At 63.5% G+C, this 20,638-nt stretch carries 20 protein-coding genes and 1 riboswitch; of the genes, 11 read left to right on the plus strand and 9 right to left on the minus strand.

Features of this window, described 5'->3' with window-relative positions:
- Positions 1-348: 348 nt before the first annotated feature.
- The 7 genes from B5E66_RS02100 to B5E66_RS02130 form a co-directional block, all read right to left on the minus strand.
- Positions 349-1,143 (minus strand): DUF7402 domain-containing protein, encoded by a 795-nt coding sequence (locus B5E66_RS02100; RefSeq protein WP_087228330.1) that lies wholly within the window; start codon positions 1,141-1,143, stop codon positions 349-351.
- Positions 1,144-1,161: 18 nt separating this feature from the next.
- On the minus strand, positions 1,162-3,270 hold the full coding sequence (locus tag B5E66_RS02105) for a heparinase II/III family protein (protein ID WP_087228331.1): 2,109 nt from the start codon (positions 3,268-3,270) through the stop codon (positions 1,162-1,164).
- A gap of 68 nt (positions 3,271-3,338) precedes the next feature.
- Positions 3,339-4,151 carry a PTS system mannose/fructose/sorbose family transporter subunit IID gene (locus B5E66_RS02110; RefSeq protein ID WP_087228332.1) on the minus strand — a complete coding sequence of 271 codons (813 nt, stop codon included), beginning with the start codon at positions 4,149-4,151 and terminating at the stop codon, positions 3,339-3,341.
- The gene (locus B5E66_RS02115) at positions 4,141-4,914 is read right to left on the minus strand and encodes a PTS mannose/fructose/sorbose/N-acetylgalactosamine transporter subunit IIC (protein WP_087228333.1); all 774 of its coding nucleotides are present in this window, start codon (positions 4,912-4,914) and stop codon (positions 4,141-4,143) included. The genes B5E66_RS02110 and B5E66_RS02115 overlap by 11 nt, the downstream gene beginning before the upstream one ends.
- Before the next feature lie 14 nt (positions 4,915-4,928).
- Complete coding sequence (locus tag B5E66_RS02120) at positions 4,929-5,417, minus strand: PTS sugar transporter subunit IIB (RefSeq protein WP_087228334.1); 489 nt, start codon at positions 5,415-5,417, stop codon at positions 4,929-4,931.
- 55 nt (positions 5,418-5,472) lie between these two features.
- Complete coding sequence (locus B5E66_RS02125; RefSeq protein ID WP_087228335.1) at positions 5,473-6,663, minus strand: glycoside hydrolase family 88 protein; 1,191 nt, start codon at positions 6,661-6,663, stop codon at positions 5,473-5,475.
- 25 nt (positions 6,664-6,688) lie between these two features.
- A complete protein-coding gene (locus B5E66_RS02130; protein ID WP_087228336.1) occupies positions 6,689-7,132 on the minus strand; it encodes a PTS sugar transporter subunit IIA in 444 nt (147 codons plus the stop codon).
- Between the two features lie 490 nt (positions 7,133-7,622).
- Here B5E66_RS02130 and B5E66_RS02135 point away from each other — a divergent pair, with 490 nt between their 5' ends.
- From B5E66_RS02135 to B5E66_RS02180, 11 genes are all read left to right on the plus strand, one after another.
- On the plus strand, positions 7,623-8,390 hold the full coding sequence (locus tag B5E66_RS02135; protein ID WP_087228337.1) for a peptidoglycan DD-metalloendopeptidase family protein: 768 nt from the start codon (positions 7,623-7,625) through the stop codon (positions 8,388-8,390).
- Between the two features lie 180 nt (positions 8,391-8,570).
- Complete coding sequence (locus tag B5E66_RS02140) at positions 8,571-9,857, plus strand: NAD(P)/FAD-dependent oxidoreductase (protein WP_087228338.1); 1,287 nt, start codon at positions 8,571-8,573, stop codon at positions 9,855-9,857.
- Positions 9,854-10,174, plus strand: coding sequence for a putative heavy metal-binding protein (locus tag B5E66_RS02145; RefSeq protein ID WP_087228339.1), 321 nt, complete (start codon positions 9,854-9,856; stop codon positions 10,172-10,174). Before B5E66_RS02140 ends, B5E66_RS02145 begins: the two co-directional genes overlap by 4 nt.
- Before the next feature lie 56 nt (positions 10,175-10,230).
- A complete protein-coding gene (cmk, locus tag B5E66_RS02150) occupies positions 10,231-10,899 on the plus strand; it encodes a (d)CMP kinase (protein ID WP_087228340.1) in 669 nt (222 codons plus the stop codon).
- Between the two features lie 2 nt (positions 10,900-10,901).
- Positions 10,902-11,546, plus strand: coding sequence for a lysophospholipid acyltransferase family protein (locus B5E66_RS02155; protein ID WP_242955938.1), 645 nt, complete (start codon positions 10,902-10,904; stop codon positions 11,544-11,546).
- Positions 11,547-11,573: 27 nt separating this feature from the next.
- Entirely contained in the window at positions 11,574-13,487 is a 1,914-nt protein-coding gene (locus tag B5E66_RS02160) for a bifunctional 4-hydroxy-3-methylbut-2-enyl diphosphate reductase/30S ribosomal protein S1 (protein WP_087228342.1), read from the plus strand.
- A 200-nt stretch (positions 13,488-13,687) separates the two neighbouring features.
- Positions 13,688-14,254, plus strand: coding sequence for a GtrA family protein (locus tag B5E66_RS02165; RefSeq protein WP_087228343.1), 567 nt, complete (start codon positions 13,688-13,690; stop codon positions 14,252-14,254).
- A gap of 15 nt (positions 14,255-14,269) precedes the next feature.
- Positions 14,270-14,410: a hypothetical protein gene (locus tag B5E66_RS13175; protein ID WP_164474857.1), complete on the plus strand. Its 141-nt coding sequence runs from the start codon at positions 14,270-14,272 to the stop codon at positions 14,408-14,410.
- Between the two features lie 16 nt (positions 14,411-14,426).
- Entirely contained in the window at positions 14,427-15,092 is a 666-nt protein-coding gene (deoC, locus tag B5E66_RS02170; RefSeq protein WP_087228344.1) for a deoxyribose-phosphate aldolase, read from the plus strand.
- Positions 15,093-15,174: 82 nt separating this feature from the next.
- Positions 15,175-15,273: riboswitch (SAM riboswitch) on the plus strand.
- 81 nt (positions 15,274-15,354) lie between these two features.
- A complete protein-coding gene (metK, locus tag B5E66_RS02175; protein WP_087228345.1) occupies positions 15,355-16,506 on the plus strand; it encodes a methionine adenosyltransferase in 1,152 nt (383 codons plus the stop codon).
- Between the two features lie 205 nt (positions 16,507-16,711).
- Positions 16,712-17,872 carry a ribose-phosphate pyrophosphokinase gene (locus tag B5E66_RS02180; protein WP_087228346.1) on the plus strand — a complete coding sequence of 387 codons (1,161 nt, stop codon included), beginning with the start codon at positions 16,712-16,714 and terminating at the stop codon, positions 17,870-17,872.
- Positions 17,873-17,969: 97 nt separating this feature from the next.
- Here B5E66_RS02180 and B5E66_RS02185 read toward each other — a convergent pair whose 3' ends face one another.
- Positions 17,970-18,779, minus strand: a complete 810-nt coding sequence (locus tag B5E66_RS02185) for a gluconate 5-dehydrogenase (RefSeq protein WP_087228347.1) — start codon at positions 18,777-18,779, stop codon at positions 17,970-17,972.
- A 246-nt stretch (positions 18,780-19,025) separates the two neighbouring features.
- A complete protein-coding gene (locus B5E66_RS02190) occupies positions 19,026-20,612 on the minus strand; it encodes a mannitol dehydrogenase family protein (RefSeq protein WP_087228348.1) in 1,587 nt (528 codons plus the stop codon).
- Between the last annotated feature and the right edge of the window lie 26 nt (positions 20,613-20,638).

A 20,638-nucleotide genomic window follows, 5' to 3' on the forward strand; every position in this document is an offset into this window, starting at 1 on the left:
CAGGATCGGAGCGGCGGGAGGCTGGCGCCCGGAAAAAGCGTTGTGCAATTCCTCTAATGCACTCTTACACGCTTTTTCAGCCAGCCGACTAGAGCGACTTCTTCTTTTGGGTCCAGGGGCATACCCTGGTCGTCGAGGGTGGGTAGGGAGTCCAGAGGCCGACGCATTTTAGCGCTTTTTGCCCTCTTGACAAGCCGTGTCGTTTGTTTTGTATCGTACAGAATGCATGATTTGCATGATTTGAATGATTTTCTCAGGGTAGGGAAATCATTCACTTTGTACGACGCCAAACAAAAAGCCCCCGGCGACCGAGCCGGAGGCGATGGCGGGAAACGGGGAAGGCGGGGCTTATACGCCGGTGCTGTCCCGGCCCCAGACCTCAAACTGGGTCAGGGCGGGGAAGGGAGAGGGGTCGTCGGCCTTGATCAGCTGGCCCAGCCGGATCCAGGTGATCCCCTTGCGGGCAATGGACAGACGGTGGGGCTCATAGCTCTTTTCCAGGCTGACGGTCTGGCTGGTGCCGTCCGAGAAGGTGAGGGTGACCTGGGTCCACCAGTTGTCGTGGGGGAAGTCGGCGCGGGTGTACAGCACGATGGTGTCAAAGTCCACCGGCCGGCCAAAGTGCAGGGTCCATTCGGCGTCGTCCTGCTGGTTGATGCCCCAGGAGGAGAAGGGCCACTTGCCGTGGGAGCGGTTGGCCAGCAGGCCGTCGATGGCGTTGCGGGCGGCGAAAACGCTTTCGCCCCGGGTCTCCACATTGGCGGTGGCGTGGGGGTAGCAGCCCTCCACGTCGTGCTGGTCGGCGGGATTGAGAGCCAGATTGCGGTACCCCAGCTCCCAGGGCCAGGCGGGGCGCACCATCAGATAGTGGCGGTCGCCGGCAAAGGCCTTGGGATTGTGGGCGAGCTTCTTTTCATCGAACAGGACCGGATACCGCAGGGTGGTGCCGGTCAGATAGACCAGGGCCTCGTCGATGCAGTCATCCACCCGCACCTTGTAATAGCCGGGCTTCGATACCGTAAAGACGATCACGTCCCCCGGGGCGTATTCGCCGTATTTCCAGCCCAGGACCACTTCGCCGCTGCCGCTCAGCTCGGCTTTGGTCTGGCCGTCGGCGTCCAGAATGCAGATCTTGTTTTCCATATCGTTCCCTCCCGGTGATCAGGTTTTCAGGCGGATGCGCTCCAGCAGGGCGCCGTCGGCGTCCCGGTGCAGCACCACCGCCTTGCCATAGACGGGTATATCGTGGCAGAGGTACATTTTGCCGCCCCGGAAGGTCTCCCGGTGCCAGAGCAGGGCGGTCCAGGTGGTGCCGTCCGGCATCCGGAGATCCCAGGCGGTGAGACAGTCGGGGCTGACCGGCTGCGGTTTGCCGAACTGGAACACCGGAGCGCAGCTGGCCTCGATGCCTTCGGCGGTCAGCAGGGCGGCCCAGGTCTGACGGCCGTCCATCACGCCCCGCTTGCGCAGCACCGGCGCGTCGGTCTTTTCGTTGTAGCGCTTGGAATGGACGGCGGTGCCCAGGGTGAGGGGCGCGTCCGAGAACAGGTTCAGCCGGACGCCGCCGTTTTGCAGGGTGAAGGTCCGGTCTTTGCCCGTGACCTGTACGGCCTCGTCCAGATGGAAGGATTCCTCCAGGACATGGGCTCCGGCGCAGCTGACATCCTGCACCGACAGCCATACGCCCCCCGGCAGGACCAGCACCTTGCGGACGATCAGATAGGGCGTGCCGTCGGCCAGGGTCCCGCGCAGGGGCATTTCGGCATAGGATGCGGCGCCCCGGGTGCAGGCGTAGCTCTTGAGCACCTCGCCGCAGGCGTCGTTGGTCCAGGAGCTGTCCGCATGGCCCCCCGACTGGCCGTCGATGACGCAGACCGAGTGGGCCTGGGGATTTTTCAGGGCCATCCGCAGGGGATCGTCCTCCCGGTAGGTGTAGCGGCCGCTGTCCACCAGGAAGGGCCGGCCCTTGTGGTACAGGCAGAGCTGGGTCTGGTCCAGATGACCGTGACCGCTGCCCAGGGTGCTGTTTTTGAGCCAGGTGAAGTCGGCGTCCTCCTCCCAGCTGCTGCGCCAGAAGAAGTTGCCCGCATGGCCGCAGTCCCATTGCAGATGGCCGGGGACGCAGGCCGCGCGCTCCAGAAAGCGCTGCCGGCCCGGCGCGCCCAGCAGCCAGGCGCTGTCCATGTCCAGACGGCTGCCGGCGGCAAAGCGGTAGATGCCGCCGCCGTCCAGCAGCGCGGCCGACCGTGCCAGCACGTCCCGCACGTCGGTGACGTCGCTGTCGCACTGGGGCAGCTGCAGATGGGCCGGGTCGGCGGTGTAGAGCACATGGCGGCTGAGCACCCGCACGGCGCCCCACAGCCAGCCGGGCTGGCCCCGGTCATAGCCCTGCCCGGGGGCTGCGGCGGCTTCCTCCGCGTCGGTCCACAGGTGGGCCCCGGCCAGGGCGCGCCGGGCCCGGGAACACAGCGGCTGGCCGGCGGCCTGTGCATAGAGCAGGTGGGCCAGCAGCTTGACGCAGGTGTTGAGCACCTCCACATGGTACATGGCCGACTGCTCCCAGTGGGCGCCGTCCTCCAGGATCTGCAGCTCCAGTTCCTGCTCCAGTTCGTCCCAGGCCCACGCCTCCAGCCCGTCGGGCAAAAAGTCCCCGAACCAGGCATAGCCGGCGCAGATGGCGGTGGTCTGCAGCACGCCCCAGTTGCTCAGGGTGTATTTGCCGATGTACCGCGCCCGCATATTTTCAAACTGCCGGGCCATGCAGTCCAGCAGCCGGCCGGCCTGCCCGTCATCCAGGACGTTCCGGGCCAGCAGAGGCAGCAGCAGCCCGCACCAGTTCATGCAGCGGATGCCGGTGTCGATGGTGCGGGTGGCGTCGGTGCCCGCAAGGGTGATGGGGTTTCGCTCCGCCCAGTCCAGCAGGTAATCCCGCAGCGACGCCAGATACCGCTCCTCGCCGGTGAGCTGGGCGGCCTGCCAGAGCTTGAGCAGCAGGTCGTGGCGGTTGAGCATAAAGACCCACTCGGGGTCCCCGTTGGGACTGTACAGCCATTGGCCGGGCTCCAGGGTGTAGGGGGTGGGGCAGGGCTCCATGTCCCATTTGTCCTGGAACCGGAAGGTATGGGCCAGCAGCTGGTCGGCCTGGCGCAGCAGCCCGGCGGCCTCGTCGGGACAGTGGCTGCGGATGTAGCGGGCGGTGCCGGCGGGGTCATAGCACTGGACAAAGCGCTGGCAAAGGGCCCGCAGGGCGGTGAGATCCGGTCGTTCCATGATGTTCCCTCCATAGAAAAAGACGGGGATGCACAGCGCATCCCCGCCCAAAGGTTGGTTTGCAGAGGTCAGGCCAGGATGCCCAGCACCGACAGCAGGACGCCCACGATGATGGTCAGGATGACCAGCTTGTAGGTGGTCCACTTCTTCTTCTTGATGAGATAGAACATCAGAGCGGTGTACAGCACGGGCAGCAGCTTGGGCGCAATGGCGTCCATCATGCTCTGGATCGATACCACCGACTGCTCGCCGGTGGGCATGGTGGAGACGTATTGCAGCGCACAGTTGATCTTGACGAAGTTGACCGCCAGACCCGAGATGACGGCGACGCCGATCATGCTGGCCACGTTGGAGATCTGGGCCATCTTCTCGGACAGGGTGGAAATGACGCTGGTGCCCAGCTTATAGCCCAGATTGCCGGTGAGGAGCTTGATGATCAGCAGGGTGATGTTCATGCCCAGCCAGAAGAACAGGGGTCCCAGCATCAGACCGTCGGCGGCCAGAGACGCGCCGATGGTGCCGAACAGGGGAGCCAGGCAGAACTGGGACAGAGAGTCGCCGATGCCGGCCAGAGGGCCCATCAGGGCCATCTTGATGTTGCGGATCTCAGCGCCGGGGGTCTTGTTCTGCAGCATCACCAGGTGCAGCGAGGTGATGAAGGGGGTGAAGTGGATGTTCGAGTTGAAGAACTCGATGTTGTCCTTCAGGGCAGCCTGCAGAGCGTCATCGTCGTCCTTGTACATCTTGCGCAGGGTGGGGTAGAGCATATTGGCGTAGCCCAGGCCCTGGTAGTTGCCGTAGTTGAAGCCGTTCTGCAAAAAGTAGGAGCGCAGCGACGTTTTGACGATGTCGCCCTTGGTGATCTGATAATTAGATGCCATCTTCGAATTCAACCTCCGATTCTTCCTCTTTGTTGGAGCTGCCGCTGTGCCAGAAAACGATCAGCGCAACGCAGGCGGCCAGGAACGTGACGCCCATGGTGGGCAGGCCCAGGTATGCAATGGCGATGTAGCCCAGCAGCACGAAGGGGATCAGCTCCTTCTTGGCCATGACGTTCAGGATCATGGCAAAGCCGATGGCGGGCAGCATCTGACCGGCGACGCTCAGGCCGGCGTTCAGCCAGTCGGGGATCAGGGCGATGACGGCGCTCAGGCCTTCCGAGCTGAACGCGGCGGCAAAGCCGATGATGAAGCCCACGATGGCAAAGACCGCGACGGTGGCGTTGGCGGCAATGCGGAACAGGGTGAAATTCTTGTTGTCCAGCGCCTTGATGGCGGTGCCGGTCAGGGTGGTGGCAAAGGTGTAAGTAGCGGTGATGACGAACTGGAAGGCCACGGCGAAGGGGATGCTCAGAGCCAGCGCGGTGTTGACGTCAACGCCGGCGGTGATGCACATGATGGCGCCCACGATGCCAGGGCCCATGTGGTTGGGGGGCACCGAGCCTCCCTGGGAGACGCCGTAGCCCATAAAGGCCAGCTCACCCACGGCGCCCATGGCCAGGCCGTTGATGGGGTCGCCCAGGATGATGCCCACGCCGGTGGCCATCACCAGGCAGCGGTTGGTGTAGATGCCCAGCAGGTTGCCGGCCAGGCAGACGGCGGTCCACAGACCGATCAAAAGACATTGTACAATGCTGATTTCCACAAAAGGTTCCTCCCTTACAGATACTGGTTCAGATCGACCTGCTTGCCGCCGTCGTCGCCGGCCGCGGTGGTCTGGGTATTGAAGGTGATGCCGTACTGGTCACGCAGCGTCCGCAGGGCTTCCTTGTCCTCGGGACCCAGAGCGATGTACTTGCTGACCTCCTCCTTGCCGGGCGCGTGGTGGATGTTGCCCACGTTGATCTCCTTGGCAGGCACGCCGCCGGCCACCAGCTTCAGAGCATCCGCAGGGCTCTTGCAGACCAGGAAGATGACCTGCTTGGGCGAAGCCTTGTGGATGATGTCGCAGGTGTGCTGGATCGAGAAGAAGCGCATGGCGATGGTCTTGGGGACCACGGCCTTCATCAGCTGCTGCTGCATCGGATCTGCCGCGGCAGAATCGTTTGCAACGATCACGGTGTTGCAGCCAAGGGCTTTGATCCAAAGCTGCCCCTGCCCGTGGATCAGGCGCTCGTCGATACGGAATGCGACAATGTTGGGTGTCATGACGATTGTTCCTCCTTCATCATAAATCTATTTATACCGGGGACCGCACAGCGGCTCACCAGTACAAATCCCAATCCTTCCAGAACCGGACCAGGGCTTCCATATAATAGTAGTCGCCCCAGATGTTGCCCTCGTCCACGCCCTTGCCGCTGTGCCAGGAGTAAACGCCGTGGTACAGCACAGGGTTGCCGGGGGCAGCCTCATGGCCCTGGTAATTCTGGATCAGAGAGCGCAGGATGCGGTGGGCGGCGCGCTTGTAGGTGTCCTTTTCGGGGTCCACCTCCGGCAGGTATTTGCCCATCTCGTGCATCCCGCATACCGCGATGGCGGCGGCGGAAGAATCCCGCGACTGTCCCGAGCCGTCGCCGAAGATCAGGTCCCAATAGCAGACGTCGTCCTCCGGCAGGCGGTTGAGGAAATAGTTGGTCATCCCCTCGTACAGGTTGATGGATGCGGGGTTGTGGTTCTGGATGTAGTTGAGGGGGATGCCGTAGATGCCCCAGGCCTGTCCGCGGGCCCAGGCGGAATCGTCGCTGTACCCCTGCCGGGTGGCGCCCCGCAGCGGCTCGCCGGTCTTGGCGTCAAAGTAATAGGTGTGGAACGCCGACGCATCGTCCCGGATGACGTAGTTGGCCGCCTTTTCAAAGTGCTTGTCGGCCGCCTGGGCGTACTTGGCATCGCCGGTGATCCGGGTGGCCCAGTACAGCAGAGGGATGTTCATAAAGCAGTCGATGATCAGACGGTAGTTGTCCTGGGCGCCCACAGCGCCCCAGGCCTGGATGAAGCCGTCCCGGGGGTTGTAGCGCTCCATCAGCTTGTCCGCAGCCAGGATGCCGGCCCGCTTGCCCTTTTCCGAGCCCACCAGCTTGTAGCCGGCCACACAGGAGGGCGAATACAAAAAGCCCAGGTCGTGGTGGTCCAGCTCGATGCGGTTCTCCACCCGGTGCAGGAAGGAGTCGATGTTCTCCTCGGCCCGCACCCGGAACGCTTCGTCCCCGGTGTACTCATAGCACAGCCACAGCAGGCCGGTCCAGAAGCCGTCGGTCCACTCGATGTTCTCGATGATGGGGTACTTCAGGCCCTTGGTGGCCGACCAGGGGAACTTTTTGCCAAAGTATTCCATGTTGGCCCGGGTCTGCCGGACCACATAGTCCATGGCCTGCTCCACCTCCGCTTTGGTCAGCAGGGGGGTGGACAGGTACTTGTCACGGAACCGGATGGGTTCCACAGCGATCTTTTTGATCATGATGTTCTCCTTTGTGCACAGGGCGTCAGATGCCGTCCTCGAACGCGGCGGCTTCGGCCTCCTCCTCCCCGGCGCCCAGAGCGTCCAGGTCCACAAAGCCCTCGGTGCCGGTCTGGATCACGTCGGCGGTCAGCTCGTCCAGCTCCATGTCGCCGCTGGAGAAAGCGGCCTCCACCACGGCGGGCATATTGGCGCCTGCCACCACCCGCATCCGCTTGCCGGTATACACGGCTTTGATCTCGGCGGCCGTGCGGAAGGGGGTGCCCCCGGCCAGGTCGGTCAGGACCAGGATCTCCTCCTGCTCCATCCCATCCAGGGCCGCAAGCATCTTGGCCTTCAGCTCGTCGGTGCTCATGCCCTCCACAAAGTCTACGGCGGTCACGTTGCCGGGATTGCCGGCCACCAGGTTGACCGCGCTGAGCACGCCGCTGGGAAAGCCGCCGTGCCCTGCAATCAAGATTCCTACCATGTTATTTCTCCTTCTCCATACTTATTTCCACCTGCGGCCGTCCGGGGGGTGGACCCCGCCCGTCCACAGGAGGTGAAACGTTTTCGAAAAAAGAACAACCACGCGACGGTTTTTCTTTTGGACACAGATTGTTTACAGATCATACAAATTCAATCTATCACGACTATAATTATGCACAGTTTTTTTCTGATTTTCAATAGGTTTTGAGCGTTTGTTACAAATTCAGCGATTCATACAAGAAAACCGAGGGGATTGTAGAATAAATGGAAAAGTGCCACAAGCCGGCCCAGACCGCTTTCGCGTGATTTTGGCTTGTATGCACAAACGGAGACGGAACTTTTGACGGAAATGCCAAAACGCCCCGCCCTTCCTTTTATAAAAGGTTCGCGCGCCCCGTCCCGCTTTTTTCTCCCCGCACGAATATTCCGCCCGCAAGTGTCAAAACTAAGCACAACACCCGTACACAGGTTACCGAAGGAGAAACAAGAGCATGGAGCATATCAGGAATTTTTTGCGGGGCAAGGGCTTTGCGCTGGCCCTGCTGGCCTGCGTGGCGGCGGCTGCGGCCGTCGGCGTGTGGGCCGTGCGGACCGTCCGCGACCAGATGGCAAGGGACCTGGGGCAGGACCCCGGGCAGAGCGTCACCGGGGAGGAGAGCTACCCGGGCGTGGAAGAAGGAATGGACAAGGAGGAAGCGATATGGCAGCAGCAGGCGGCCGACGTGGCCCGGGCGGCGGAGGATGTGCCCGAGCCTGGCACGTCCAAAGGATCTTCTGGTGCGCCGTCTGGGTCTGGTTCGGTGTCCGAACCCTCCGAACTGCAAACCGGATCGCCCGCTGCCAGCGCCTCGGCCGGGCCGGGCTATACGCGGCCTGTCTCTGGACGGGTGCTGGCGGTGTGGACCGGGGACGAACTGGTCTACCATGAGACCCTGGGGGACTGGCGCACCCACAACGGCGTGGATTACGCCTGCGAGGAAGGGGAGGACATCCTCTGCCCGGTGAGCGGCACGGTGGAGAGCCTGGCCGCCGAGGGCAACTGGGGGGTGGTGGCCTCCATCCGTGACGCCGAAGGCCGGCTGTGGCGGATCGCGGCGGTGGAGGACCCGGCCGTCCGGCAGGGCGAGCAGGTGACGTCGGGCCAGCGCCTGGGCCGGGCCGGCTCCATCACCGGCGAGAGCGCCCAGGACCCCCATATCCACCTGGAGGTGCTGGACCAGGACCAATATCTGGACCCGGTCAAGCTGATCGGCAGCTGACAGGGAAGGGCGCGGCGCGCATCCGGGGCGCCGTGCCTTTGTTTTTGTCCCGCCCAAACGGCAGAGCGGGACTTTTTTGCGTCCCGGGGCGGTGGGGGCCGATTTTTCATAATTGCTTTTGCCGCTGGATTCTGGTATTATTAAAAAGTACGGAATCTGACGAAAAAGGGAGTGTCGCCGATGGCACAAATCGTGATCGTGGGTGCGGGGGCCGCCGGGCTGATGGCTGCGGGCGCCGCCGTCCGCCGGGGACATACCGTCACGCTGCTGGAACACGCCCCCCGGCCCGCCCAGAAGATCCTGGTCACCGGCAAGGGGCGCTGCAACCTGACCAATGCCTGCGGCGAGGAGGAATTTCTGCGCCATGTGCGCACCAATCCCCGGTTTTTGTATTCTTCCCTCCACGCTTTCCCGCCGTCCGCGACCATGGACCTGTTCGAGTCCCTGGGGGTGGCGCTGAAGGTGGAGCGGGGCCGCCGGGTGTTCCCGGTGTCGGACAAGGCCGCCGAGGTCCGCCAGGCCCTGCTGGACTACGCCGCCGGGGCCGAGCTGGTGTACGACGGGGCCGCCTCGCTGCTGCTCGAACCGCTGGAGACGGAGCCGCCGCCGGGGAAAAAGAAAGGCCCCGCCTGCCGCTGCGTGGGGGTCCGGGGGGTCTCGGGCCGGCGGTATCCGGCCGACTGCGTCCTGGTGGCCACCGGCGGGGTCAGCTACCCGGGGACCGGGTCCACCGGGGACGGCTACAAGCTGGCCCGGCAGGCCGGCCACACCATCGTGGAGCCGGTGCCCAGCCTGGTCAGCCTGGTCAGCAGCGACCCGGACTGCAAAAAGATGATGGGCCTGGCCCTGAAAAACGTGGTCCTCACCCTCTATGAGGACGGCAAGGCCATCTTTTCCGAGCAGGGGGAGATGCTGTTCACCCACTTTGGCATCAGCGGCCCCCTGACCCTCAGCGCGTCGAGCCATCTGGGGGATATGGACCGGCACCGCTACCGGGTGGAGATCGACCTGAAACCGGCCCTCAGCGACCAGCAGCTGTACGACCGGATCACCCGGGACTTCGCCCTGCTGTCCAACCATGCGGCCCAGGGCGCCCTTGTCAAGCTGCTGCCCGCCAGTATGCAGCCGGTGATGGTCCAGCGGTGGGGCATCGACCCCGCCACCCGCGCCAACCAGATCACCCGGGAACAAAAGCGGGAGCTGGTGCGCCTGTGCAAGCACTGGGCGGTGCCCATCGACGCCCGGGGCGACCTGGCCCATGCCGTCATCACGGCGGGGGGCGTGCCGGTGCGGGAGGTGGACCCCCGGACCATGGCCAGCAAAAAGGCCGCAGGGCTGTATTTTGCCGGGGAGGTGCTGGATGTGGACGCCTACACCGGCGGCTACAATCTGCAGATCGCCTTCTGCACGGCCCAGGCCTTCGCGGCCCATCTGGAACAGGATACCAAAGGAGGAAATGCTGTATGATCGTTACCACTACCCCCTCCATCGAGGGAATGCGCATCACCGAATACAAGGGCGTCGTCTGCGGCGAGGTCATCTCGGGGGTCAACTTTGTCCGGGATATCGCCGCGTCTTTCACCAACTTCCTGGGCGGGCGCTCGGGCAGCTACGAGGATGAGCTGATCGGCGCCCGGCAGAGCGCGATGGAGGAGATGCAGCAGCGGGCCGCCGCGATGGGGGCCAACGCCGTGGTGGGCGTGGACATCGACTATGAGGTCCTGGGCGCCGACAACGGGATGCTGATGGTCACCGTCAGCGGCACCGCCGTGGTGGCGGAATAAAAAGGAAAGTGCGGGCGGGCAGGCCCTCTCTGCCCGTCAAAAGGAGAAATGGGAATATGATATCGGTTGCGATCGACGGCCCCGCCGGGGCGGGCAAATCCACTCTGGCCAGGCAGCTGGCCAGGGATCTGGGCTACATCTATGTGGACACCGGCGCCATGTACCGGGCGGTGGGGCTGTATGCCCTGCGGGCCGGCATCGACCCGGCGGACCAGGCCGGGGTGGATGCCCTGCTGCCCCGCATCCGCCTGCGTCTGGCGGTGCTGGACGGCCAGCAGCATATCTATTTAAATGAGGAGGACGTCAGCGGCCTCATCCGCACCGAACAGGTGGGCATGGCGGCTTCGGCGGTGGGGGCAAACCCCGCCGTCCGCGCCTTCCTGCTGGATCTGCAGCGGGATATGGCCCGCACCGGCAACGTCCTGATGGACGGCCGGGACATCGGCACCGTCATCCTGCCCGACGCCACCGTCAAGATCTTTCTGACGGCCAGCCCCGAGGCCCGGGCCCGCCGCCGCTGGCTGGAATACCAGGCCGCAGGCCGCCCCGACCGCTACGAGGAGGTGCTGGCCGACGTCAAGCAGCGGGACGAGCAGGACAGCGGCCGGGCCGCCGCCCCCCTCCGCCGCGCCGCGGACGCGGTTTTGCTGGATACTTCTGCCATGGACCTGGCCCAGAGCCTGGCCGCCATGAAGCAGATCATCAAAGAGCGTGTGGGGGAATAATCATGTTGTATCCTGTTATCATTGCCGGTGCCTGGCTGATCTGGCACATCCTGTTCCGCATCCAGGTGATCGGGAAGGAGAACCTGAAAAAGATCCAGTCGCCGGGGTTCATCCTGGCCCCCACCCATATCTCGGCCATCGACCCGGTGTTCATCGCCATCGCGCGCTTTTGGGGCAAGCGGATGGTGGTCTTCGGCAAAAAGGAGCTGTTCGAGATCAACCCCGTCGTCACCTGGTTTTTGGGCCAGTGCGGCTGCGTGATGGTGCGGGGGACCAAGGACGAGATGGAGACCCTCAACCACACCATCGAGGAGTGCAAAAAGGGCCGCGGCCTGCTGCTGTTCCCCGAGGGCACCCGGGAAAAGGAGGGCAAACTGCTCCCCCCCAAGAGCGGGCTGTTCGTGGTGGCGGCGGGGGCCGGCACCGACGTCATCCCCTGCCGGGTGCTGTACGATACCCCCGACGGCCGGATGAAGCTGTTCTGCCGGGTGCGGGTCATCTTCGGGGAGCCCATGCCGGCGGCCCAGTTCCAGATGGAAAGCCGGCGGGACATCAAGAAGCTCAAGGCCAACAAGCAGGCCCTCACCGCCGCGTGGGTCGATCTGGGCGAGCGCTACGGCTTTGAGGGCCGCACCGCCAGCGCATAAAACTGCACCAAACAGGAGGGGAACCTTATGGAGATACGTTTGGCCCGCACCGCCGGCTTCTGCTTTGGGGTGGACCGGGCCGTCCAGCTCACCCGCAGCCTGCTGGACCAGGGCGAGAAGGTGGCCACCCTCGGCCCCCTCATCCACAACCCCCAGGTGGTGGCGGAGCTGGCCCGGCGGGGCGCCCTGGTGGCCGACAGCCCGCAGCAGGTGCCCCCCGGCTACAAGGTGGTCATCCGCAGCCACGGGGTGCCCCGCAGCGTCTACGACCAGCTGCAGGCGCTAAACCTGCCCTGGCAGGACGCCACCTGCCCCTTCGTGGCCAAGATCCACGCCATCGCCCGGCGGGCCGAACAGGAGGGCGCGTGCCTGGCCGTGGCCGGGGACAGCGCCCATCCCGAGGTCCAGGGAATCGTGGGACATACCCGCGGGGAGTCCTTCGTCTTTGCCGATCTGGCCCAGCTGCGGGCCTGGAAAGGGCCTGAAAATCCCGAAAAACGGATGTTTGTGGTTGCTCAGACCACATTTCAAGCAACAAAATGGCAAGAATGTTCGGAGTTTCTGAAAAAAGCCTATACAAACGCCGAAATTTTTGATACAATATGTAATGCGACGTGGGCGAGGCAACAGGAAGCGGAAGACCTCAGCCGGCAGTGCGATCTTGTGGTCGTGATTGGCGGTCATCATTCTTCCAATACCCAGAAGCTGGTCGCAGTCGCCGCAAAACATACGCGGGCCGTTACGGTTGAAACAGCAAGCGAGCTTCAGCCCGAGTGGTTTGCAGATGTGAGGACGGCGGGCGTGACAGCAGGGGCTTCAACGCCATCGTCTATTATTGAGGAGGTACTTAACAGTATGACAGAAATCAATGACAGCATGAGCTTCGAGGAGATGCTGAACGCATCCGAGGAAAAACGTGTTCATGCAGGCAGTATTGTGAAAGGAGTCGTGACCAGCATTTCCGCCAACGAGATCCAGGTCGACATCGGTGCCAAGCAGACCGGCGTTGTCCGTCTGAGCGAGCTGACCGACGATTCCTCCGCAAAGGTCGAGGATCTGGTCAAGGTTGGCGATGAGCTGGACCTCATCGTCGAGAAGGTTATGGATCAGGACGGCATCATCCAGCTCTCCCGCAAGAAGCTCGCCTCGCGCAAGGGCATGGAGGAGATCGCCAAGGCCGCTGAGTCCGGCGAGGTCGTCGAGGGCGACGTCACCGAGTACAACAAGGGCGGCGTCGTTGTGAACGTCAACGGCGTCAAGGTGTTCGTCCCCCGTTCCCAGGCCACCATGCGCCGCGACGAGGACTACACCGCCCTGGTGGGCAAGCACGTCCGTCTGGTCGTCACCGAGTGCTCCGGCCGCAAGATCGTGGGCAGCATCAACAAGGTCACCGCAGAGGAGAACAAGGTCCGCCGCGAGGAGTTCTGGTCCAACGTCGAGGTCGGCAAGACCTACACCGGCGTGGTCAAGAGCCTGACTTCCTACGGCGCCTTTGTGGACATCGGCGGCGTGGACGGCCTGTGCCACATCAGCGAGCTGAGCTGGAACCGCATCAAGCATCCCTCCGAGGTGGTCAGCGTGGGCGACACCATCGAGGTGTATGTGAAGGATATCGACCGCGACAACCACAAGGTCTCTCTGGGCTACAAGAAGAGCGAGGACAACCCCTGGGAGCAGCTGCGCAGCAGCTACCCCGTGGGCAGCGTCTTCCACGCTCCCGTGGTGTCCCTGACCAAGTTTGGCGCCTTCGTCCGCATCCTGCCGGGTGTGGACGGCCTGGTGCACATCAGCGAGATCAGCAACGAGCGCGTTGAGAAGGTCTCGGATGTGCTGAAGGTGGGCGACATGGTGGACGTCAAGCTGCTGGATGTGGACTTCGACAAGAAGCGCATCAGCCTGTCCATGAAGGCCCTGCTGAAGGATAAGGACAACGAGGAGTAAGCCCTCCCTTTGTCCGATGGGTCCGACAGGCCCGGGCGCCGGTACCGGGGCGTGTCAACGCGCGCCGGCGGCAGGACCGGACCGTGCCGGAGCCTCCTGGAGTTGAGTAAAAGACTGCCCCGTTGCCGGTAAAAAGGCGGCGGGGCGTTTTTGTTCCATTCCCCCGGCCGCCGGCAGGGAGGATGGGGATCGGGTGCTGTATGTCTGCTGTCAAGAAAGTATGGGCCGGGGCCCGGGCCCACGGCGAGGCGCTGCGCTATCTGGTGTTCGGCGTCCTGACCACCCTGCTGAATATGGTCCTGTACGGGCTGTTCCAGGCCCTGTTCGGCTACCGTGCCGCCAACAGCTGGGGCAATGTGCTGGACAACATCCTGTGCATCCTCTTTGCCTATGCCACCAACCGGCGGTTCGTCTTTGGCAGCCATACCCGCGGCCGGGCCGCCGCCGTGGAGTTCGGCCGCTTTGTGGGCTGCCGTCTGGGCACCATGCTGCTGGATACCGTCATCATGGCGGCGGTGGGCAACGGCCTGGCCCTGTGGGGGCAGGCTGCGGTGCAGACGGTGCTGGACGGCCTGTTCGGCGGGGCGCTGTGGGGGGCCGTGGCCCTGTGGCAGGGCGGCGGCGCCGCCTTGGATCACCCGGCCGCCGCGCTGGCGCTGTGGGGCCTGGGCGTCAAGGCGTTTTCCAATGTGCTGGTCATCGTGCTGAACTACCTGTTCAGCAAGCTGTTGATCTTCAGGGACCCCGCCCGTCGGGGCCCGCAATGAACGGAGGTAACGAGTATGGTTCACAAGTTGAAAGGTTTTGGCTTTCTGGTGTCGGGCCTGGTGCTGGGCATCATCGGGGCGCTGGCGTCCATCGTCGCCATCGTGCTCAGCGGCGTGGGCATCGGCCTGGTGAAGAAGGCCAAAAAGCAGCATTAACAACGGAGGTTGAACAATGGATCACAAGGAAATCCTGTCCCACGTGGACCACACCCTGCTCAAGCCCGAGGCGACCTGGCCCCAGGTGCAGGCGCTGTGCGATGAGGCGGTGGCCTACGGCACCGCTTCGGTCTGCATCAATACCTGCTACGTCCGCCAGGCTGCGGCGTATCTGGCAGGCCGCTGCAAGGTCTGCTGCGTGGTGGGCTTCCCTCTGGGCGCCATGGACACCGCGTCCAAGGCCTTTGAGGCCCGCACCGCCATTGCCAACGGCGCCGACGAGGTGGATATGGTCATCAACATCGGCCGGCTGAAAAACGGCGAGTACGACGCCGTGCGGGAGGACATCCGGGCCGTCAAGGAGGCGGTGGGGGACAAGGTCCTCAAGGTCATCATCGAGACCTGCCTGCTGACCGACGAGGAAAAGCGCAGGATGTGCGACATCGTCTGCGAGGCCGGGGCCGACTATATCAAGACCAGCACCGGCTTTTCCACCGGCGGGGCTACCTTTGAGGACGTGGCCCTGATGGTCAAGGGGGTGGCGGGCCGCTGCAAGGTCAAGGCCGCCGGCGGCATCTCCACCATCCGGGATATGGAGACCTTCCTCGAGCTGGGCGCAGACCGCCTGGGCACCAGCCGCGCCGTCAAGCTGATCCGGGGCGAGCAGGCCAGGGGCTACTGAGCCTTTTGGCCGCAGCGCCGCTTTGCGCTTGACAATCGGACGAAGGGATGCTATACTACCCTTTGCAACAAATTGAATACCGTGCTTATCAAGAGCGGCTGAGGGGACAGGCCCTGTGAAGCCCGACAACCTGCGCGCAAGCGTAAGGTGCCAAATCCTGCGGGAAACCGAAAGATAAGAGTGGGACACTCGGAGCCTTCGGGTTCCGGGTGTCTTTTTGTTTGGGACCGTTTGCGATATACCTGTAAGAGAGGAGCATACTATGGCAAGACATCTGTTTACATCCGAATCCGTCACCGAGGGGCATCCCGACAAGATCTGCGACCAGATCTCGGACGCCATCCTGGACGCCATCCTGGAGCAGGACCCCGGCGCCCGGGTGGCCTGTGAGACCTGCGTGTCCACCGGCCTGGTCCACATCATGGGGGAGATCACCACCAGCTGCTATGTGGACTTCCAGAAGCTGGTGCGGGAGGTGGTGGCCGACATCGGCTACACCCGCGCCAAGTACGGCTTTGACGCCGATACCTGCGCCGTCATCTCCAACATCGACGGCCAGAGCCCCGACATCGCCCTGGGCACCAACGACCAGGTGGGCGGCGCCGGCGACCAGGGCATGATGTTCGGCTATGCCTGCGACGAGACCCCCGAGCGGATGCCCCTGCCCATCAGCCTGGCCCACAAGCTGGCCCGCCGCCTGACCGAGGTGCGCAAGAGCGGCCTGCTGGATTACCTGCGCCCCGACGGCAAGAGCCAGGTGACGGTGGAGTACGAGGGCGACCGCCCCGTCCGTGTGGACACGGTGGTGGTCTCCACCCAGCACCGGGAGAACGTGGATATGGAGACCCTGCGGGCCGATGTGATGGAGCAGGTGATCCGGGCCGTCATCCCCGCCGGTCTGCTGGACGAGAACACCAAGTATTTCATCAACCCCACCGGCCGGTTCGTCATCGGCGGGCCCCAGGGCGACAGCGGCCTGACCGGGCGCAAGATCATCGTGGATACCTACGGCGGCTACGCCCGCCACGGCGGCGGCGCCTTCTCGGGCAAGGACCCCAGCAAGGTGGACCGCAGCGCCGCCTACGCCGCCCGCTGGGTGGCCAAGAATGTGGTGGCCGCCGGCCTGGCACGCCGCTGCGAGGTGCAGCTGGCCTATGCCATCGGCGTGGCCCAGCCGGTGTCCATCATGGTGGATACCTTCGGCACCGGCACGGTGGAGGATGCCCGGATCGAGCAGGCCGTGGAACAGGTCTTTGACCTGACCCCCGCCGCCATCATCCGGGACCTGGATCTGCGCAAGCCCATCTACCGGAAACTGGCGGCCTACGGCCACATGGGCCGCGAGGACCTGGGGGTGCGCTGGGAAAACACCGACCGCGTGGAACAGCTGAAAGCCGCTGTGGCCAGCTTGTGAGAACAACTTTGTGAAAACCGGCCTGCCGGGATTTGTCAATAACGAACAGACCTGGGCGAATTTTGGTATAACTGCTGTGCAAGGCGCAGAAATTTGAAAATCCTGCTGGCAGCAGGGCCAAAATGTGATAAAATGAAAATGGCATGATCCTTTTCGTATGAAATAGGCATAACACTGGTAAAGAGGAATTAAAGGAGCCGTAAAAATGTCCAATGTGATCGAAGCCAAGGATATCTTCGCCCAGGGCGGCAGCGTTGCAGACCTGCGCCTGCTGTGCTGCCCCGGTGCGGAGGAGCTGACCAACCTGATCGACCGCCACCTGATGCGGTGGGCTGCACAAAGCGGCATGGAGCAGGGCAGCTTCATCATCCCCTGCGAGTGCCCCCGCTTCCAGAGCGGCGACGCAAAAGGTCTGGTCAAGGATTCGGTGCGGGGCGATGACATCTTCATCGTGGTTGACCCGGGCAACTACAGCGTCACCTACAAGCTGTTCGGGTATGAGAACCATATGTCCCCGGACGACCACTTCTCCAACCTCAAGCGTCTGATCCAGGCCGTGGCAGGCAAGGCACACCGCGTGTCGGTGATCATGCCCAGCCTGTACGGCGGCCGTCAGCATCGCCGTGAGGTCCGGGAGAGCCTTGACTGCGCTGTGGCCCTGCAGGAGCTGCAGAATATGGGCGTGAAGAACATCATCACCTTTGACGCCCACGACCCCCGCGTCCAGAACGCCGTCCCCCTGCTCAGCTTTGACAACGCCATGCCCACCTATCAGGTGCTCAAGAGCCTGCTGCAGAAGATGCCCGGCCTGTCGTTCGACAAGAACGATTTCATGGTGGTCAGCCCCGACGAAGGCGCCATGAACCGGAATATGTACTTCTCCAGCGTGCTGGGCTGCAACCTGGGTATGTTCTACAAGCGCCGCGACTACACCACGGTGGTCAACGGCCGCAACCCCATCGTGGCCCACGAGTATCTGGGTGAATCGGTGGAAGGCAAGACGGTGTTCGTGGCCGACGATATCGTCGCATCGGGCGACAGTATGCTGGAAGTGGCCCGCGAGCTGAAGAAGCGCGGCGCCGCCCACATCATCGCCGACGCCACCTTCCCCCTGTTCACCGCCGGCCTTGGCAAGTTCGACGCCGCCGTGGAGGAGGGCGCACTGGACTTTGTGGTGGGCACCAACCTGACCTACCGCAAGCCCGAGCTGCTCCAGCGCGACTGGTATCTGGACGTGGACGTCTCGAAGTACGCGGCCTACTTCGTGCTGGCTCTGAACCACGACGTGTCGGTCTCGGCCATCGCGGACCCCATCCGCAAGATCGAGGCCCTGCTGGCCAAGCACCGCGCCGAACAGGCCCAGTGACCTTTTCCCCCGGCCTTATAGGATGCAAAAACGCCCCCGTCTCTCTCACAGCGAGAAAGGCGGGGGCGAGTTTTTTGCTTTTTACAGACGGCTGCGCTTACTGGGGCTGCTTGCCGATGTAAGCCAGGATGCCGCCGTCCACATACAGGATGTGGCCGTTGACAAAGTCGGAAGCCTCGGAGGCCAGGAAGACGGCGGGGCCGCCCAGGTCCTCGGCGTTGCCCCAGCGGCCGGCCGGGGTCTTGGAGACGATGAACTGGTCGAAGGGATGACGGCTGCCGTCGGGCTGACGCTCACGCAGGGGCGCGGTCTGCGGGGTGGCGATGTAGCCGGGTCCGATGCCGTTGCACTGGATGTTGTACTCGCCGTACTCGGAGGCGATGTTCTTGGTCAGCATCTTCAGGCCGCCCTTGGCTGCGGCGTAGGCCGACACGGTCTCGCGGCCCAGCTCGCTCATCATCGAGCAGATGTTGATGATCTTGCCGCCGCCCTGCTGGATCATGTCGGGGATGACCGCCTTGGAGACGATGAAGGGGGCGTTCAGGTCCACGTCGATGACCTGGCGGAACTGGGCGGCGGTCATCTCGCACATGGGGATGCGCTTGATGATGCCGGCGTTGTTGACCAGGATGTTGATGTGGCCCACTTCCTCGGTGACCTGCTTGATGAAGGCGTTGACGGCGTCCTCGTCGGTGACGTCGCAGACATAGCCGTGGGCGTCGATGCCGGCCTCTTTGTAGGCGGCCAGGCCCTTGTCCACCAGCTCCTGCTTGATGTCGTTGAAGACGATGGTGGCGCCGCAGTTTGCCATGGCGGTGGCGATGGCAAAGCCGATGCCGTAAGAAGCGCCGGTGATCAGGGCGATCTTGCCGGTCAGATCAAAGGATTTCGGGGTGCAGACAGACATTGATATTTACCTCCTGTCATGCCCAGGGCCAAACAGGCGCCTGTGCAAGTCGATGTTGCAGCGCTCTGAGCGCCGCTCTTATTTGTATGATACAGCCCCGCCGGCTGGATGTCAAGGCAAAAACGGCACCTTGTATACTAAGTGCACAAACTGCTGGAAAAAAGACAAAAGCCGCCGGCAAAAAAGCCCTGCACTGCGGCAAAGCAAACACAGTGCAGGGCGGCGATCGCGTTGGGTTCGGAGGGATCAGCGGGCGGAAACGTACTTGTGGAGGGTCTTGCGGACGGCGCCGGGGCCGGCATACAGCTCGGCGGCCATCCCCTCGATCTTCTCACCCAGGCCGGCTTCGTACAGGTCCAGGCCAAAGACGTCCTTGCGGGTGTACAGCTGTTTCAGGCAGCTGAAATCCTGCGGGCCTTCCTTGACCTCCAGGGGTGCCACGATGGCGCTCAGCTCGGCCAGCAGCGGGTCGGGAGAGGGCTCGAACGCCTTGCCCGCGTCGTCGATGCCCTTCAGGTAGCGGGCATAGCCTGCCAGCACCAGCGGGATGAGGACCAGCTCATGCAGATCCAGACCCTGGGCGATGTAGGCCTTGATGGTCTCGCCAAAGCGGATGGACAGCTTCTGGGAGGTGTCGGTGGCGATGCGCTGGGGCGCGTCGGGCATGAAGGGATTGGGCAGGCGGCGGTTGAGCACGGCGCCGATGAAGTCGGCGGGTTTCAGCACGCCGGGGTCCACCACCACGGGCATGGCCTCGATGTAGCCCATCTTGGTGATCAGGCCGCGGATATCCTCGTCGGCCATCTCGGCGCTGATGAGGGTGTAATCCAGCAGGCAGCCGTAGATGGACATGGCGGTGTGCAGGGGGTTCAGGCAGGTGCAGACCTTCATCTTCTCCACCTTGTCCACCGTCTCGCGGTCGGCGTACATGACGCCGCCCAGCTCCAGCGGGGGACGGCCGTTGGTGTACTTGTCCTCGATGACCAGGTACTCGGTCTCCTCGGCGTTGACGAAGGGCGCGGTGAAGGTGTGGCGCTCGGTGACGATGGTGTAGTTGTCCTCGAAGCCGTCCTCCTCCAGCATCTTCTGGACCTTGGCGTCGGGGCGCGGGGTGATCTTGTCGATCATGCTCCAGGGATAGGAGATCTTGCTCTCGTCCTTGACGTAGTCCACAAAGCCGGCGGGGACGATCCCCATTTCGGCCCACTTCTCGGCATAGGCCCAGACGCCGGCCTTGACCTTGTCGCCGTTGTGGGAGCAGTTGTCCATGCTCTGCAGCGTCAGAGGCATGGCGCCCGCCTTGTAGCGCTCATACAGCAGGGCCGTGATCTTGCCCATGGCGAACTGTGCGCCCATCCCCTTTTCCAGGTCGGCAGGGGAGAAGCCGTAGCCCTTCTCGGTGATGGTGAAGGACACCATCTCCAGGCTGGGCGCGCAGAATACCTCCACCAGCCGGGCCCAGTCCTCCGCGAACTGGGGGTCGGCCTTGAGGCTCTCGGTCACCGAGGCGATGACCTTTTTCTGGATGCTGCCGTCCGACTGCAGGCAGACCAGCAGGCTCAGGTTGTCGTAGGGGCGGTAGGCCTTGTCGATGATCTCGTAGTCAAAGCTCTCGGCCACGATGACGCCCCGGTCGTACTTGCCCGAATCCAGCACCTGCTGCAAAATGGCCGCAGGGAAGGCGCGGAAAATGTTGCCTGCGCCAAAGTGGACCCAGGTGGGCTGGGCCGCGGTCTTGGCCTTGACGGCCTCCCGGTCGAATTGGGGCAGCTGATAGCCCTTTTCCTCCCACACGGGGCTGATGGGGCCGTGTTCGATGTCAGTCAGTTTCATGGATCATACGCTCCCTTTCCTAGTGC

This window comes from Faecalibacterium sp. An121 (assembly GCF_002160915.1).
In the GTDB taxonomy this organism is placed as follows: domain Bacteria; phylum Bacillota; class Clostridia; order Oscillospirales; family Ruminococcaceae; genus Faecalibacterium; species Faecalibacterium avium.